The sequence below is a fragment of the Vibrio sp. 1S139 genome (assembly GCF_041439475.1).
GTDB classification, from domain to species: domain Bacteria; phylum Pseudomonadota; class Gammaproteobacteria; order Enterobacterales; family Vibrionaceae; genus Vibrio; species Vibrio crassostreae_C.
Genome location: NZ_JBGOOD010000005.1, coordinates 1 through 15,557 on the forward strand (window position 1 = coordinate 1; position 15,557 = coordinate 15,557).

The following is a 15,557-nucleotide window of genomic DNA, read 5'->3' on the forward strand; positions in this document are numbered from 1 at the left end:
TTCCAGCTAAATATCCGTTTAGATTCAAACAGTAATGCTTATCCGAACGGCATTGAACTCAAAGTTAGGCTTTTTATTCAATCAACGTATTTTAGTACGAGGCTTTTAACCGATATTACTGTGCAGGAGCTGCTTCAGCGTTATCGATGTTTAGTAGTTCTACTTCGAATACTAGCGTTGAGTTAGCAGGGATAGTCGGTGTGTCTTGCTCAGCGTATGCTAGCTCTGGCGGGATAACGAACTTGTACTTAGAACCAACTTGCATCAGTTGTACGCCTTCAGTCCAGCCTGGGATTACGCGGTTAAGTGGGAATGTTGCTGGTTCACCACGGTCGTAAGAGCTGTCGAACTGAGTACCGTCTGTTAGCGTACCTTTGTAGTGTACTTGAACGGTATCAGTGTCTTTTGGAGAAGCGCCTTCACCAGGAGTCATTACTTGGTAAAGTAGACCAGATTCAGTTTGCTTAACGCCTTCAGTTTTAGCGAACTCAGCGCGGAAGTCATCACCTGCTTTCTTCACTTCTGCAGATTTTTCTGCCGCTTGTGCTTGCATCGTTTCAGCAACACGCTTGTCTAGAGCTTCAAGAGCTGCGCGAGTTTCTTCTTCGTTAAGTGCTGTTTTCTCTGTGAATACGTCTTCGATACCTTGAAGAACCATATCTTTGTCTAGGTTGATACCTAGCTCGCTTGGCTTATCAATGCTTGTGCTTAGGTAGTTAGCGAAAGATACACCGATTGCGTAAGCCGCTTTGTCATCTTCTGTTTTAAAGTTTACTGCTTCAACTTTAACTTCTTCTACCTGTGGAGCTTCTGCCTTTGGTTCTTCTTTCTGACAACCAACTGCTAGCATAACCGTTGCGGCAAGCAGTGATACTTTTAAAACTGATTTCATTGAATTCTCCAATTAATGGCCAAGCCATTGGTTATTGTGCACCAATCTAATGATTAGATTGGTGTGAATACGTTAGTTATAACAATATACTAGTCATATGTCTTTCGACACAAACCGGATTATTAGATGTGATGCGAATATTTTTCCACTCATTGCTATGTACAATTGTCATCACCTTGTTAAATGGTTGCTTTTTCTTCCAAGATGATGAGCAGCGTTGGGAAATTGAGCCCAATGGTGCCACCAGCTTTGCACTCAGCAGAGATGGACGCTTCGCCCTGCTCTACTCTCAGCAAAAGCAACTGCTCCTTTGGGACCTCGCCGAAGACCAAGAGTTGGCTCGGCTTGGTCCACAAGACCAGTTAGAAAACCAAGTATCGCGTATCCGTATCTCGGACAATGGCCGTTTTGCCATTACCGCTAGCCAGATGAACTTCGCCGTTTGGGACTTATCTTGGACTCAAGCACAAGGGCTCTGGTCTATCTCCGACGGCTTGATTCGCGATGTCGATATCTCTAGCAATGGTGAAAAAGTACTGCTTGGCCTTTCTAATGGAAAAGCCATCTATGTGGACTTAGTCACCGGACGCCGTCTGGAGTTCCTTGCTCACCGAGAAAAAGTGAATTCAGTCTCCCTCTCTTCTAATGGCCGCTACGCATTATCAGGCGGCAACGACTACAAAGCTTACCTTTGGGATACCGAGTCGGGCTTGGTGTTGCGCACCTTTGAGCATGAACAAAGAGTAGTACGAGTCGCGCTACAACGCGATGGTGAACTGGCTTTTACCTCTGATGGCGGCAATCAAGCGATGATTTGGGATCTTGAAACGGGCGAACCTCAAGCGCAATTGCAAAGCTGGTCTCGACAGTTGATTTTCTCGAGTGCGCGTTTTTCTGATGACGGCAGTATGTTGGTGACGGGCACACCATCCAGCCAAGTGAGTGTGTGGAATACTCAGGATGGCAAGCGAATTTCTCGCCACGATGCTGAGCCATTAAAAGATGCTCGCCCTCCTCGTGCGGTAGTGTATGATGCAGCCTTTGATGATAAGAACCGTGTGATATCGGGCACCTCTGCGGGCATTGCCCAAGCTTGGAATGTGGATTAAGAACGATGACAGAAAAGCGAGTTGAACAACTAGAAAGCCGCGTAAATGACCTAGAGTGTCAGCTAGCTTTCCAAGAACAGACCATTGAAGAACTCAATGAAGCGCTTAGCCAACAACAAATGTTAATCACGAGAATGCAAGATCAGATGAAGTTCGTGGTTGGCAAAGTAAAAAATATGGATGGCTCTAATCTAGCTGACGCATCAGAAGAGACGCCACCTCCACACTATTAAGTGCGGTTCAAAATAACCAATTAAATCTAACGACGCATATCGTTAGTTTCTCGTCCTCAATGTGTAAACACATTTCAGGACGGGACATAGAAAACTAAAAGGGCGACAGATACTTATCTGTCGCCCTTTTGTTTATTTCATCTCAGTGAATAAGCTAAAGCCAATTAAGCCGATACCAACTTAGTCGTCGGCATAAATCTTCACTTCAACACGACCTTGAGTATCAACGCTTGCACGATACATTCCTGAGCTGTTCATACCAAAATGTATATCGCCTTGGCCATCGATAGCGATCAAGCCACCTTCTCCACCCATGGTTTTCAATCCACCTTGAATGATCGTTTCACAAGCGGTGTGCACATCTTCTTTCAGATAACGCATTCGTGCTGCGACATCACTGGCGACCATTTTACGTAGGAAGAACTCACCCATCCCGGTTGTTGAGACGGCAACATTGCCATTTTCAGCGATGGTTCCTGCACCAATGATCGGAGAGTCACCCACACGACCGTATTTCTTATTGGTCACGCCACCGGTACTGGTTGCTGCCGCTAAGTTACCCGCTTGGTCTAATGCGACCGCACCAACCGTGCCGTACTTTTTATCGTCAGGGTATTTCTCAGCTTGCTGTTCATCATATTTCGCTTCAGACAGAGCAAAGATGCCTTTCTCTTTCATCGACTGAAGTTGGTCATAGCGGCGCTCAGTAAAGAAGTAGTCTTGCTCGGTAAAGGTGTAGTCATGCTCAAACGCAAACTTCTCGGCGCCTTCACCAATCAGCAACACATGGTCGCTTTTCCGCATCACATCACGTGCAAGCTCAATTGGGTTTTTGATATGGCGAACGCCTGCAATAGCACCTGCATCCATTTCGCGGCCATGCATCACAGAAGCGTCCATCTCAACAAATTCATCATGCGTTAAAACAGAGCCCCTACCGGCATTAAAGTGCGGGCTGTCTTCCATCACCTTAACCGATGCCACTACCGCATCCAGAGCATCACCACCCGATTGCAATATTTGATAACCAGCCAAAACCGATTTTTCCAAAGCCTCGGTAATACCCGCTTTTAATTCATAGCTCATTTGCTCGCGCAAGATGGTTCCTGCACCACCATGAATGGCAATTGAAAAAGGCTGTGACATACAAACTCTCCACTGACGTCGTCTTATAATGTTGTGCTATCAATACCACATCCATGGTTCGATGTCTGATAACGAAAACCAAACTTTTACGAATGCTTAGATTTGCGGACACTTAGTTTGGTAGAGAAAAGCGAGGTCAAAAAGCGAGACTCCTAAACGCAAAAAGCCTCCACAAGGGAGGCTTTCAAGATTCTTAAACTAAACCGTTAATTCGGTATTAGTGAGAACCACAGCTACCGCCGCCGCAGCAGCCGTCTTTTTTCTCTTCACCGTGGTCATGGCCTTCGCCACCACAGCAACCGCCTTCGTGGTCATGATCGTGGTCGTGACCGCCACAGCCGCCTTCTTGGTGTACGTGACCGTGTTGAACTTCTTCTTCAGTCGCTTCACGAACCGCTACAACTTCAACGTCAAACGTTAGAGTTTGGCCAGCTAGCATGTGGTTACCATCAACAACAACTTCGTCGCCATCTACTTCAGTAACTTCAACTGGGATTGGACCTTGGTCAGTATCCGCTAGGAAACGCATGCCAACTTCGATTTGCTCAACACCTTGGAATACGTCAGCAGGAACACGTTGAACTAGTGCGTCGTTGTGTTCGCCGTATGCGTCTTCTGGAGTAACAGTTGCAGAGAACTTGTCGCCAGCTACTTTGCCTTCAAGCTCTTTTTCAAGACCTGTAATTAGGTTGTTGTGACCGTGAAGGTAATCTAGTGGAGCTTCTGCAGTTGATTGGTCAACTACTACGCCATCTTCAAGTTTCACTTGATATGCAACACTAACTACTACGTTCTTTTCAATTTTCATGAGAGCTCCAAGGAGGTTTGGACTAAGCTCGAACAGTTGAGCTTAGGAAAAATTCTGTACCGGGATATTATGGGGATCAATCAACGAAACTCAATCATTCTGGCTTAAAAATACCGATCATTTCTTGATTCGCGTGTTCAGATTTCTCTACAGTTTTCGGTTTACGCTGTTCTGTGAAGTCACAATCGACACATTCCACCAGCTCGATATTATTTTCAATCCACCAACGGAGTGTGTCTTGAGTGTTGCAACTTGGGCAGCTTGCCCCTGCGATAAAGCGTTTTTTCTGTTTCACGTTCATATCCTTTACTGCTCTGGATTCGCGGTTCTTCCCACTCACTTTATTGATAAGTTAAGCAGAGACCGCGTTTATTATTAGGTTAGTTCTATAGTCTGTTATTTCTATGCCCAAGCTCTATTTCTAAGCTCAAGCATGAGTTATCACTTCAAGCTACTGCCAATAGTTTCGAGATTGGTGATCGTTTTCCATCTCGTGTCCAAAGATCTCTTCAAGTTCTTTACGAGCCTCTTTCGCTCTTTGGGCTAACTCGGCATCTTCGTTATGCTGAGGCAGCAACTCTTTCAGCATACCATTATCCAACTTTCTAAAGTGTGCTTCTGCTCGCTTCGCTTTATATGGATGCATGCCAAGTTCAGTCAATGTTTGACGACCTAAATCCAATGCTCCAAGGAAGGTTTCACGCGAATAGTTACTCACACCGTGGTTAAGTAGTTGATACGCTTCAACACGGCTTCGTGCACGCGCCAAGATCTTTAAGCGTGGGAAGTGCTGCTTACATAAATCGACGGTTTTCATGATTTCATCTGGGGAGTCAGTACACAACACAATCGCCTCTGCTTTATCAGCACCGGCTGCGCGTAATAGCTCTAGGTGAGTCGAGTCTCCGTAAAACACCTTGTAGCCGAACTTTCTAAGGATGTGTATTTGGCTGGCATCACTTTCAAGGACAGTGATACGAATCTTGTTGGCATACATCAGACGACCAATGATCTGACCAAAACGACCAAAGCCCGCAATAATCACTCGAGGGCTGCGATCAACCACATCCGAAGACATCGCACTTTCACTGATTTGATTAAGCTGACGTGCAAAGAATCGGTCTTGCAGTTTAAGCATCAATGGCGTGGTCACCATAGAAAGGCTCACAACCACCAGTAAGAACGACACTTGTTCGCCACTTAAGATGCCTTGAGCACTCGCCGCGGTAAAAATAACGAAAGCGAACTCACCACCTTGGCTAAGGATCATCGCCATTCGGCTGCGTGCTTTAGCTTGAGTGCCGAAGATACGAGCCAGCGCATACAGCACCAAACCTTTCAATACGACTAGCGACGACACTGCAATAAGTATTGCGAATGGGCTTTCTGCCAGTAGACCTAGGTTTACCGCCATACCCACAGAGATAAAGAACAGACCAAGCAGTAAACCTTTGAATGGATCAATCGCGATCTCAAGCTCGTGTCGATATTCACTTTCAGCCAGAAGTACGCCCGCTAGGAAGGTACCTAATGCCATCGACAAGCCAATCCGTTGCATGATCACAGCAATACCAATCACAAGTAACAGCGCCGCGACGGTGAATAACTCACGCACACCACTCATCACTACGTATCGGAAAAGTGGTCTCAACAAGAAGTGGCCACCGACCAGTAGGCCAATCACGCCACCCAGCATCCACAGCATGTCAGCCCAGCTACCGCCGGTATTACCCGCAAGTAGAGGCAACATTGCTAGCATTGGAATAACAGCGATATCTTGGAAAAGCAGTACTGCAAAGCCCGACTGCCCGGCTTCTTTGCCGCCGAGCTCTCGCTCTTCAATAACACGCAAGGCAATCGCAGTCGAAGACAGCGCCAAACCCATACCTATCACGAGACTGGTTTGCCAGGTTAATCCAAATAGACAGGCGATGGCGGTAATAATCAAGGTGGTGATCAACACTTGCGCCCCCCCTAAGCCGAGAATAGGCGCCCGCATCTGCCACAGTTTTTTGGGGTTAAGCTCTAAACCAATAAGGAAGAGCAGCAGCACCACCCCGAACTCTGAGAAATGTAGAATGGCCTCTACGTCACTGATTAGGCCAAGCCCCCATGGACCAATAGCGACACCCGCTAATAAGTAACCTAATACTGAACCTAAGCCTGCTCGCTGCGCGATAGGAACCGCAACCACAGCCGCCGCTAAAAATATAGCGCTACTTTGTAGGAAATCATTAGTCAGAGCCATCATTCGCTCCTATATCTTGTAGCGGATCTCGCAACCAATTTCGATATTCTTCAGCGTGTTGGTAACGCGTCATATCCGAGACATTTCTAGCCCAATGTAAAACTAAAGGTGACATCCAGTGCATCTGGCACAAAGCGGCAGTTAGCTCAAACGGTTGCAAGATCTCTTGTAAGGGATACTTATTATAGCCTGCAGCACCAAACGCCTCTTCTTTACCACCCGTGGTGATAACACTGCGCCAATGCTTACCCTTAAGTGCACTTTGCTCACCAAACGCAAAGCCCTTGCCTAATACTCGATCAAACCACTCCTTCAATAACGAAGGACAAGAATACATAAACAGAGGATGCTGGAACACAATCACATCGTACTGCAGAAGCAGTTCATGCTCATAAGGCACATCAATAAAGAAGTCAGGATAGAGGGCATAAAGATCGTGGATTTTAACATTCCCAAGCGACTCTATCTTTTTAACCATGATCTGGTTAGCGATAGAGGTTTGCGGCTCTGGGTGCGCATAGATCACTAATACCTTTGGCACGGGTTTGTCTATCGAGGGAGTAATACTCATTCCTTTGAAACATTCCTTTAAGGGCTAAACGGTGGCAAGGCCACTAGAATTTAAATAAAAGTTATTAATATGTTATTGGCATCATAACGCAAATTGCATTGTGATCGACTTTTATCTGGATTCAGCCTACTATGCAGGCGTCTGTTCACCTCTAATTTCTATGCTACCTCTATATGATTACTTTCTCTGATATTCAATTGCTACGCGGCGGTAAGCCACTCCTCGACCAAGCATCTGCGACTTTTCATCCTGGCGACAAGATCGGTTTGGTTGGTAAAAACGGCTGTGGTAAATCTACGCTGTTCGCCTTAATTAAAGACGAGCTGTCTATTGATGCTGGCTCATTCAGTAAACCAGCCCATTGGGAAATGGCTTGGGTTGCTCAAAAAACGCCAGCACTAGAAAGAACAGCGATTGAATACGCGATTGATGGCGACCGTGAATATCGTGGCCTTGAAGATCAACTAGAGAAAGCTGAACAAGCCGACAACGGCACATTAGTAGCAGAGATCCACGGCAAAATTGAAACCATTGGTGGTTACAGCATCAAAGCACGTGCTGCTGAGCTATTGGATGGCTTAGGATTTCGCCAAGAACAAATGACATGGAACCTAACCCAGTTCTCGGGTGGTTGGCGTATGCGTTTGAACTTAGCGCAAGCCCTATTGTGCCGCAGTGACCTACTGCTACTCGATGAGCCAACCAACCACTTGGATTTAGACGCAGTAATGTGGCTCGAGCGTTGGTTACAAAGCTACCCTGGCACGCTAGTGCTTATCTCGCACGATAGAGACTTCTTAGACCCTATCGTCAACCGCATCGTGCACGTTGAAAACCAACAGCTCAATGAGTACACGGGTAACTACTCATCGTTCGAAACCCAACGAGCGCAAAAACTGATTCTGCAACAAGCGATGTACCAAAAGCAGCAGAAACAGATGTCTCACATGCAGAGCTACATTGACCGTTTCCGCTACAAAGCCTCAAAAGCTCGCCAAGCGCAAAGCCGTATCAAAGCATTAGAGAAAATGGAACAAGTGCTGCCCGCTCAATTTGATAACCCATTCAGCTTTGAGTTTAGAGAACCAGACGCGCTACCAAATCCAATCATGATGATGGATGAAGTCTCTGCGGGCTACGATGACAACCTGATTCTAGAGAAGATTCGCTTGAACCTAGTACCGGGCAGTCGTATTGGTCTACTTGGCCGAAATGGCGCTGGTAAGTCAACGCTGATTAAACTCCTTTCTGGCGAACTGAAACAGCAAGGTGGTGAACTGAGTTATTCGCAAGGCGTTAAGATTGGTTACTTTGCACAGCACCAGTTAGAAACGTTGCACCCAGAAGAAACACCGCTGCAGCACATGATGCAGATTGCCCCTAAACACACCGAGCAACAATTGCGTGATTACCTAGGTAGCTTCGGTTTCCAAGGTGAAAAAGCACTTGATAAAGTAGCACCCTTCTCAGGTGGTGAAAAAGCGCGTTTAGTTCTGGCGCTACTGGTATGGCAAAAACCAAACCTGTTGCTACTCGATGAACCAACCAACCACTTGGATCTCGACATGCGTCAAGCGCTGACTTTTGCCCTGCAGACATTTGAAGGCGCAATGGTTATCGTATCGCACGACCGTTACCTACTGCGTGCGACTACCGATGATTTATACCTTGTACACGACCGCCAAGTAGCACCGTTTGATGGTGACTTAAGCGATTACTACAAGTGGCTAACCGAACAGCAGAAAGTTGAGCGCAAAGAAGCACAAGCATTGGCACCAGCAAAAGACGGCGCCAACAGTGCAGCAGCGAAAAAAGAGCAGAAACGAAAAGAAGCCGAGTTCCGTAAACTGACGGCACCACTTCGTAAAAAGCTCACTCAATTTGAAAAGCAGATGGATAAATTAACGCAGGCTCTTGAAGAAGCCGAACAAGAATTATCCGACACTTCACTGTATGAAGCTGAAAATAAGGCTAAACTGAATAAAGTACTCGCTCTCCAAGCGAGCAGTAAGTCACAGCTAGAAGAAGTTGAAATGGATTGGATGTCCACTCAAGAAGAGCTTGAGCAGATGGAACAGGATATGGATAGCTTATGAGTCCAGAGCACGCCCCAATATCACTAACACTGGAACGACTATGGCAATTTAGCCTTCAGTATTACAGTGTGCGCGGTGTAAAGGATGCGTGCCTAGCTTTGCAAAACCAGTTCCACGGCAACGTCAATCTACTGCTGCTTCTCAAATGGCTTGATGAGCAGCAATTGTCTTTTGCTGAAGAGGAGTGGCACAAGGTTCAACAGTGCTTGAGCCGCTCTGAAACCCTGCTTCATAGCTATCGAGAGCTACGTAAACATCTCAAAGCACACGTTGTCGACTCTCTATACCGTGAAGCGCTAAAGTTTGAGTTACAGCTTGAAAAGCAACAACAGTCCGATCTGGTCGACTGTATAAACTCCCTACAGCTGTACGCTAACCAGCAATCACCGCTCACTTTTCAGTACTGTCGTTTATTAGGGGCTGAAAACCTCTACGACGCTTTTTCTGAACCAGCACCACAGCCCTAGCTCATTCTCTTTCCCTTTTATTCAATCAAGATCCAAGCTTAACCTTGATATTATTCAAACGGTTACCCATAGCCTGTTTTTGTATCTCGTATAAGTGAAGCCTTGCACTTATGCCGAGAATCAACCAAGCTCAAATAAAAACGTGGGCGTTTCGTTACAAACTCAACACGTTATCAAAACCCGTAAAAGAAGCATGGATCGTTTTTATGACAATATTTACCGCAGCTGCTGGTCTCTCTAATCCGCACTTACAAACCTTAGTGCCACGGTTTATTCGAAAGCAGGCGCTGTTTCATCCTCACTGGCAAACCTTAGAAACACCCGATGGTGACTTTCTTGATCTTGCTTGGAGCGAATCACCAGACGGTGACACCTCAAATAAGAATGATCGCAGTAGCAAGCCGATATTCGTTCTATTCCACGGTTTAGAAGGTAGCTTTGAGAGCCCTTATGCCAATGGATTAATGAATGCGTTTGCTAAAGATGGTTGGTTGTCCGTGATGATGCACTTCAGAGGCTGCAGCGGAAAACTCAATCGCCTGGCTCGCGCTTACCATTCAGGTGAAGTCGAAGATGCGCGCTTTTTTCTAAGACACCTGCACGCCCAGTTTCCGAATAACCCTAAGGTTGCGGTTGGCATATCTTTAGGTGGAAACATGCTGGCGAACTATTTGGCTGAGTATGCGGACGACCCATTACTGTCGGCGGCAACGATAGTTTCTGCTCCTTTTGATTTAGCTTGCTGCTCCAGTCGTATTGAAAGAGGCTTCTCTAGGCTCTATAAAAAATACCTGCTCAACTCACTCAAATCGAATGCCTTGAAAAAGGTTAAGCTGTTACAAGAAAAAATAGGTATCTCCGCTGAAACCATCAAAAAAATAGACAAACTGTATGAGTTTGATGAAAGGATCACTGCGCCTCTGCATGGATTTAAGAATGCTCAAGACTACTATGCTCAATGTTCAGCGCTTCCAAAACTGAATAAGATTAAGCTACCGACTCAGATCATTCATGCTAAAGACGATCCTTTCATGACTGATGATGTTATTCCAAAATTCGTACTACCAGACAATATTGATTATCGCTTGTTTCAGAAAGGTGGCCATGTGGGGTTCATTACCGGTAGCACGCTCAAGCCCAGGTTTTGGCTAGAAGAAGCATTGCCAGCCTACTATGAAAGTATCCAAGATTCGGCATAATGACCGAGCCTTTTTAAGGACTGAGTGGTAGACGTCACTAGACGCAGTAATCAACACATCAATAAACCTATTTATGAACATAAAAGAGAGAAGTATTTATGATCATCCCATGGCAAGACATTGCACCAGAAACACTGGAAAACCTCATCAAAGAGTTCGTGCTGCGTGAAGGTACAGACTACGGTGATGTAGAGGTTTCATTGCAAAACAAGATTGACCAAGTGAAACATCAATTAGCCTCAGGAGAAGTCAGTATCGTATTTTCTGAGCTGCATGAAACCGTTGATATTCAAGTCACAAAACGCTTCTAGGCTGCGCTCATAAAGGAGCCGTGTTATAGTGGTAAACGATTGCTAACAAGTAAGTTACTCAAAAGACAAGGGTTGTCATGTCCGCTAAACATCCAATTATTGCGGTGACGGGTTCATCAGGAGCCGGCACCACCACCACCTCAGAAGCCTTCCGTAAAATGTTCAATATGATGGACGTGAAGGCCGCTTGGGTTGAAGGGGATAGTTTCCATCGCTTCACTCGACCAGAGATGGATGTCGAGATCCGTAAAGCGCGCGAGCAAGGTAAGCACATCAGCTACTTTGGTCCACAAGCCAACGACTTTGGTGCGCTAGAAGAGTTCTTCCGTAAATACGGTAACGAAGGTACAGGCAAGGTACGTAGCTACCTGCACACGTTCGATGAAGCCGTTCCTTACAATCAAATGCCAGGCACCTTTACGCCATGGCAAGAGATCCCAGAAAATTCAGATGTGATGTTTTACGAAGGCCTGCACGGCGGTGTGGTTGATGGCGATATCAATGTTTCTCAACACGTCGACTTGCTGATCGGCATGGTACCTATCGTCAACTTAGAATGGATCCAGAAATTCGTTCGCGACACACGCGATCGTGGTCATTCTCGTGAAGCAGTAATGGACTCGATTGTTCGCTCGATGGATGATTACCTTAACTACATTACTCCTCAGTTTTCGCGTACTCACATCAACTTTCAGCGTGTTCCAACGGTAGACACATCAAACCCTCTCAACGCTAAAGGGATCCCAAGTTTAGACGAAAGCTTCGTTGTTATACGTTTGCGCGGCATCAAAAACGTCGATTTCCCTTACCTTTTAGCTATGATTGATGGCTCATTTATGTCTCGCCACAACACGCTTGTGGTACCAGGAGGGAAGATGAGTTTTGCTATGGAGCTCATTGTAAGGCCGATCCTACAACAACTCATCGAAACCGGAAAAATTGGTTAACAGAGCACCATTCTGGTTGATTACTTTTCATACCGTGATCATGTGCACAATTTTGCGTAAAAAATCGTAGCTTGGTCACGATTAAAATCAAGAAATAGTACCTGAAAAAGGATACTATTCTTAAACGAAACACAAGATAGCTTGCAGCGCTCAACGAGTGCTCTTATCCTACAAGTCAATCCAGGCTTAGCTAAAATACGGAAAGCGGCAAGCATACCCTGCAGAGGAAGTGAGATATTATGGTTCTAGGTAAACCTCAAACCGATCCAACATTAGAGTGGTTCCTTTCACACTGTCATATTCATAAGTACCCTTCAAAAAGTACTTTGATTCATGCTGGTGAAAAGGCAGAAACCTTGTACTACATCGTTAAAGGTTCTGTGGCAGTTCTTATCAAAGACGAAGAAGGTAAGGAAATGATTCTTTCTTACCTAAACCAAGGCGACTTCATCGGTGAGCTTGGCTTGTTCGAAGAAGACCAAGAGCGTACTGCTTGGGTTCGTGCTAAATCTCCTTGTGAAGTAGCTGAAATTTCTTTCAAGAAATTCCGTCAACTTATCCAAGTGAACCCAGATATCCTAATGCGCCTTTCAGCGCAAATGGCAAACCGTCTACAAGTAACTAGCCAAAAGGTTGGTGACTTAGCGTTCCTTGACGTAACAGGTCGTATCGCTCAAACGCTACTAAACCTAGCGAAACAGCCAGATGCAATGACTCACCCTGACGGCATGCAAATCAAGATCACTCGTCAAGAGATTGGCCAGATCGTTGGTTGTTCTCGTGAGACAGTTGGTCGTATCTTGAAGATGCTAGAAGAGCAGAACCTAATTTCTGCACACGGTAAAACTATCGTGGTATACGGTACTCGTTAATCTCGATTCACTGAGCCAAAAATTTGAAAGCCACCAAATGCGAATTTGGTGGCTTTTTTGTTTTCTAAAGATCTATAGAGCAGATACGAGAAGAACTCACAGAATCCTATTTGTAAACTTCCTCGAAGCGAAGCGTACTCACATCTCTAGGATACAGCCCGTACTCGTACCTTGTTAACCGTTGGTACTTTCGAAGATCTTATCCGCCGATGCGGCCACAAAACCCGTATAAAGCTCACCATTCGCCATTGCATAACGCTTAGCAAACTCATAGAAGCCACCAGGAATCATCTCATTGCCTTCAATAAATGCCACTGGGACTTTGTCTGCCATAGTTGATGATTGCTCTAATAATACCTCTGGAGAGCCTTTCACCTCACCGCCAGATGCATTGATAGTGAAGCCTGCATCACTCAGGTAATCATTCACTGCTTGTACTTCATCGAACTTGTTCAGTTGATTGACACTTACCGTGAAGTGGTTGGCACCGTAACCGTGAGCTGCTAACCAAGAGGCGTACTCGCTCTCTTTTGCTAGTACTTGGAAATCAGCGAAGCTCAAATCCCATTGGCGACCACCAAACAAGAACTCATGACCTTGAAGCTTGATTGTATCTACTTGCTCAACTAACTTAGCAACGATCTGTTGCAAATCACTAGAACACTCTTCGACCTTCAATTCACTAATGAACACTTTTGGCTGCTTCGGGTCTGGGTGCTCGTAGTGTTTAGCCACTAGCTTCTTGCTCTCAAACAGGTAGTCGCCACACGCCTTGTAACCCAGTTCAAGGAAAGGTTTAGCTAGTGTTTCAATACCGAGAGGGGCAACATTAAAAGTACGCAGTGCAATATGGTCGTTGATCAGCGCTTCATCTTCTTTCAGCAAGTGATGCACTTTCTCAGCCGATGGACACAGCCTGTGAATGTAATCGTCCCATAGTGATTTAAAGAGTAGATCGGGCGTCATGGTGACTCCTTGTCAGAGGTTCTAGCAAGCTAGTAATTTGGATTAGAAAGGGAGAGGCTGAGACACAGAGTCAGCAGCCATCAGCCTGTGACATACTTTTTCTATTATTATCTACCGCCCAATCTAGGTGTCGGACGTGATGGAAAAGGAAAGCGATAACACCACTTCCCTATTTCAAGCTTAACGCATGAGCCTAAGACTCATTAGCCTAAATTAAAGCTCAATACCCGGGCTAAACGTTGCTGGAAGTTGAGTTTCACCGCCTTCCATTGAAGCCATAGGATAAGCACAGTAGTCCGCCGCATAGTAAGCACTTGGGCGTAGGTTGCCTGAAGCACCCGGACCACCAAATGGTGCATCACCACTTGCGCCTGTTAGCTGACGGTTACGGTTAACAATACCCGCACGGATATGGTCAACGAAGTATTCCCATTCAGAATCATCTGTTGATACAAGACCCGCAGACAAACCAAAACGAGTGTCGTTAGCTAGCTCAACCGCTTGCTTTAGCGATTGGTAACGAACCACTTGTAGCAGTGGACCGAAGTACTCTTCATCCGGCAGCTCAGCAATGTTGGTTGCGTCGATAATACCCGGAGAAACAAACGCCGCTTGACCCGCTTTTGCTTCTACTAGGCTGACGCCGCCTAACGATTGTAGATTCGCTTGCGCGTCCAGAATGAACTTAGCCGCAGCTTCAGAGATCTGAGGACCCATGAAGGGTGCTGGTTCAGCGAATGGCTGATCAACACGAATCTTTTGCGTCGCTGCGACCAGCTTATCGAGTAGCAGATCCCCCTTCTCGCCAACAGGCACGTACAAACGACGAGCACATGTACAACGTTGACCCGCACTGATGAACGCCGATTGGATAATGGTGTATACCGTTGCGTCTGCGTCACCATATTGGTCACTGATCACCATAGGGTTATTGCCACCCATCTCTAGTGCCAGCATCTTGCCCGGTTGGCCCGCGAATTGACGGTGAAGGATATGCCCAGTATTAGCGCTACCTGTGAACAGCACGCCATCAAGACCTTTAGCATCGGCCAGTGCGATACCTGTCTCTTTAGCGCCTTGTACTAAGTTGATTACGCCAGCAGGAAGACCCGCTTCTTGCCATAATTTCATCGCAAACTCACCCGTCCAAGGTGTCTGCTCTGAAGGCTTAAATACCACGGTATTACCCGATAGCAGTGCAGGAACAATATGACCGTTAGGTAGGTGACCAGGGAAGTTATAAGGACCAAATACTGCCATCACGCCTAATGGACGGTGACGCAGTACAATCTGGTTGCCTGCCGCTTCACGAGAAGCTTCACCGGTACGCTCATGGTAAGCACGAATTGAAATAGCAATCTTGCCCGCCATTGCGCCCGCTTCAGTGCGAGTTTCCCAAATCGGTTTACCCGTCTCTTTCGCGATGATTTGCGCGATTTCTTCGCTGTTCTCTTTAACTTTCTCAGCAAAGTTCAACACGATCGCTTCACGCTCTGCAAAGCTCAGTTTTTTCCAAACCAAGAAGGCTTCACGAGCTGCTGCTACTGCAGATTCAACCTGTGCTGGTGTCGCGCTATCACCCTGCCACACTACTTCATTGTTGTATGGGCTTACTGATGTCATGGCGTCACCTTGACCTGCCACCCACTGTCCTGCTATCCACTGAGTCATACTTCTATCCTTAAAATCTTC

16 protein-coding genes are annotated in these 15,557 nt (G+C 46.2%); 8 read left to right on the top strand and 8 right to left on the bottom strand.

Features of this window, described 5'->3' with window-relative positions; translation table 11 throughout:
* Nucleotides 1–115: 115 nt before the first annotated feature.
* Complete coding sequence (gene fkpA, locus ACED46_RS02915) at nucleotides 116–892, bottom strand: FKBP-type peptidyl-prolyl cis-trans isomerase (protein WP_371720867.1); 777 nt, start codon at nucleotides 890–892, stop codon at nucleotides 116–118.
* Nucleotides 893–1,023: 131 nt separating this feature from the next.
* Between fkpA and ACED46_RS02920 the strand changes: the two genes are divergently transcribed.
* Together ACED46_RS02920 and ACED46_RS02925 are read left to right on the top strand one after the other, a co-directional pair.
* Entirely contained in the window at nucleotides 1,024–2,001 is a 978-nt protein-coding gene (locus ACED46_RS02920) for a WD40 repeat domain-containing protein (RefSeq protein ID WP_017066210.1), read from the top strand.
* Nucleotides 2,002–2,006: 5 nt separating this feature from the next.
* Nucleotides 2,007–2,234: a SlyX family protein gene (locus tag ACED46_RS02925; protein WP_009848930.1), complete on the top strand. Its 228-nt coding sequence runs from the start codon at nucleotides 2,007–2,009 to the stop codon at nucleotides 2,232–2,234.
* A 180-nt stretch (nucleotides 2,235–2,414) separates the two neighbouring features.
* On the opposite strand, the gene ACED46_RS02930 is transcribed toward ACED46_RS02925, so the two are convergent.
* The 5 genes from ACED46_RS02930 to kefG form a co-directional block, all read right to left on the bottom strand.
* Nucleotides 2,415–3,380 (bottom strand): isoaspartyl peptidase/L-asparaginase family protein, encoded by a 966-nt coding sequence (locus tag ACED46_RS02930; protein WP_102428187.1) that lies wholly within the window; start codon nucleotides 3,378–3,380, stop codon nucleotides 2,415–2,417.
* 217 nt (nucleotides 3,381–3,597) lie between these two features.
* On the bottom strand, nucleotides 3,598–4,188 hold the full coding sequence (gene slyD, locus ACED46_RS02935) for a peptidylprolyl isomerase (protein WP_017061108.1): 591 nt from the start codon (nucleotides 4,186–4,188) through the stop codon (nucleotides 3,598–3,600).
* Nucleotides 4,189–4,282: 94 nt separating this feature from the next.
* Nucleotides 4,283–4,483, bottom strand: a complete 201-nt coding sequence (locus tag ACED46_RS02940; RefSeq protein WP_029235422.1) for a YheV family putative zinc ribbon protein — start codon at nucleotides 4,481–4,483, stop codon at nucleotides 4,283–4,285.
* 156 nt (nucleotides 4,484–4,639) lie between these two features.
* On the bottom strand, nucleotides 4,640–6,436 hold the full coding sequence (gene kefB / locus ACED46_RS02945; protein WP_017068828.1) for a glutathione-regulated potassium-efflux system protein KefB: 1,797 nt from the start codon (nucleotides 6,434–6,436) through the stop codon (nucleotides 4,640–4,642).
* Nucleotides 6,423–7,007: a glutathione-regulated potassium-efflux system ancillary protein KefG gene (gene kefG, locus ACED46_RS02950; RefSeq protein ID WP_010435196.1), complete on the bottom strand. Its 585-nt coding sequence runs from the start codon at nucleotides 7,005–7,007 to the stop codon at nucleotides 6,423–6,425. Before kefG ends, kefB begins: the two co-directional genes overlap by 14 nt.
* A 173-nt stretch (nucleotides 7,008–7,180) precedes the next feature.
* On the opposite strand from kefG, the gene ACED46_RS02955 reads away from it, so the two are divergent.
* The 6 genes from ACED46_RS02955 to crp all read left to right on the top strand — a co-directional run bounded on the left by ACED46_RS02955 (nucleotide 7,181) and on the right by crp (nucleotide 12,899).
* Nucleotides 7,181–9,103 (top strand): ABC transporter ATP-binding protein, encoded by a 1,923-nt coding sequence (locus ACED46_RS02955; protein WP_371720868.1) that lies wholly within the window; start codon nucleotides 7,181–7,183, stop codon nucleotides 9,101–9,103.
* Nucleotides 9,100–9,570 carry a TIGR02444 family protein gene (locus ACED46_RS02960; RefSeq protein WP_017061113.1) on the top strand — a complete coding sequence of 157 codons (471 nt, stop codon included), beginning with the start codon at nucleotides 9,100–9,102 and terminating at the stop codon, nucleotides 9,568–9,570. Before ACED46_RS02955 ends, ACED46_RS02960 begins: the two co-directional genes overlap by 4 nt.
* 206 nt (nucleotides 9,571–9,776) lie before the next feature.
* Nucleotides 9,777–10,769: a hydrolase gene (locus ACED46_RS02965; protein WP_371720869.1), complete on the top strand. Its 993-nt coding sequence runs from the start codon at nucleotides 9,777–9,779 to the stop codon at nucleotides 10,767–10,769.
* A 98-nt stretch (nucleotides 10,770–10,867) separates the two neighbouring features.
* Entirely contained in the window at nucleotides 10,868–11,080 is a 213-nt protein-coding gene (locus ACED46_RS02970) for a YheU family protein (protein WP_010435208.1), read from the top strand.
* A 77-nt stretch (nucleotides 11,081–11,157) separates the two neighbouring features.
* Nucleotides 11,158–12,027 carry a phosphoribulokinase gene (locus ACED46_RS02975; RefSeq protein ID WP_010435210.1) on the top strand — a complete coding sequence of 290 codons (870 nt, stop codon included), beginning with the start codon at nucleotides 11,158–11,160 and terminating at the stop codon, nucleotides 12,025–12,027.
* Nucleotides 12,028–12,266: 239 nt separating this feature from the next.
* A complete protein-coding gene (gene crp / locus ACED46_RS02980; RefSeq protein WP_004729651.1) occupies nucleotides 12,267–12,899 on the top strand; it encodes a cAMP-activated global transcriptional regulator CRP in 633 nt (210 codons plus the stop codon).
* 174 nt (nucleotides 12,900–13,073) lie between these two features.
* Here crp and ACED46_RS02985 read toward each other — a convergent pair whose 3' ends face one another.
* Together ACED46_RS02985 and astD are read right to left on the bottom strand one after the other, a co-directional pair.
* Nucleotides 13,074–13,865 (bottom strand): DUF1338 domain-containing protein, encoded by a 792-nt coding sequence (locus ACED46_RS02985; RefSeq protein ID WP_060983385.1) that lies wholly within the window; start codon nucleotides 13,863–13,865, stop codon nucleotides 13,074–13,076.
* Nucleotides 13,866–14,078: 213 nt separating this feature from the next.
* On the bottom strand, nucleotides 14,079–15,536 hold the full coding sequence (gene astD / locus ACED46_RS02990) for a succinylglutamate-semialdehyde dehydrogenase (protein WP_017071310.1): 1,458 nt from the start codon (nucleotides 15,534–15,536) through the stop codon (nucleotides 14,079–14,081).
* Nucleotides 15,537–15,557: the final 21 nt, after the last annotated feature.

What these genes read in the sequence shown, in the direction of transcription:
- fkpA (WP_371720867.1), bottom strand. Translation starts at nt 892, where the DNA reads ATGAAATCAGTTTTAAAAGTATCACTGCTTGCCGCAACGGTTATGCTA.
- ACED46_RS02920 (WP_017066210.1), top strand. Translation starts at nt 1,024, where the DNA reads ATGCGAATATTTTTCCACTCATTGCTATGTACAATTGTCATCACCTTG.
- ACED46_RS02925 (WP_009848930.1), top strand. Translation starts at nt 2,007, where the DNA reads ATGACAGAAAAGCGAGTTGAACAACTAGAAAGCCGCGTAAATGACCTA.
- ACED46_RS02930 (WP_102428187.1), bottom strand. Translation starts at nt 3,380, where the DNA reads ATGTCACAGCCTTTTTCAATTGCCATTCATGGTGGTGCAGGAACCATC.
- slyD (WP_017061108.1), bottom strand. Translation starts at nt 4,188, where the DNA reads ATGAAAATTGAAAAGAACGTAGTAGTTAGTGTTGCATATCAAGTGAAA.
- kefB (WP_017068828.1), bottom strand. Translation starts at nt 6,436, where the DNA reads ATGGCTCTGACTAATGATTTCCTACAAAGTAGCGCTATATTTTTAGCG.
- kefG (WP_010435196.1), bottom strand. Translation starts at nt 7,007, where the DNA reads ATGAGTATTACTCCCTCGATAGACAAACCCGTGCCAAAGGTATTAGTG.
- ACED46_RS02955 (WP_371720868.1), top strand. Translation starts at nt 7,181, where the DNA reads ATGATTACTTTCTCTGATATTCAATTGCTACGCGGCGGTAAGCCACTC.
- ACED46_RS02960 (WP_017061113.1), top strand. Translation starts at nt 9,100, where the DNA reads ATGAGTCCAGAGCACGCCCCAATATCACTAACACTGGAACGACTATGG.
- ACED46_RS02965 (WP_371720869.1), top strand. Translation starts at nt 9,777, where the DNA reads ATGACAATATTTACCGCAGCTGCTGGTCTCTCTAATCCGCACTTACAA.
- ACED46_RS02970 (WP_010435208.1), top strand. Translation starts at nt 10,868, where the DNA reads ATGATCATCCCATGGCAAGACATTGCACCAGAAACACTGGAAAACCTC.
- ACED46_RS02975 (WP_010435210.1), top strand. Translation starts at nt 11,158, where the DNA reads ATGTCCGCTAAACATCCAATTATTGCGGTGACGGGTTCATCAGGAGCC.
- crp (WP_004729651.1), top strand. Translation starts at nt 12,267, where the DNA reads ATGGTTCTAGGTAAACCTCAAACCGATCCAACATTAGAGTGGTTCCTT.
- ACED46_RS02985 (WP_060983385.1), bottom strand. Translation starts at nt 13,865, where the DNA reads ATGACGCCCGATCTACTCTTTAAATCACTATGGGACGATTACATTCAC.
- astD (WP_017071310.1), bottom strand. Translation starts at nt 15,536, where the DNA reads ATGACTCAGTGGATAGCAGGACAGTGGGTGGCAGGTCAAGGTGACGCC.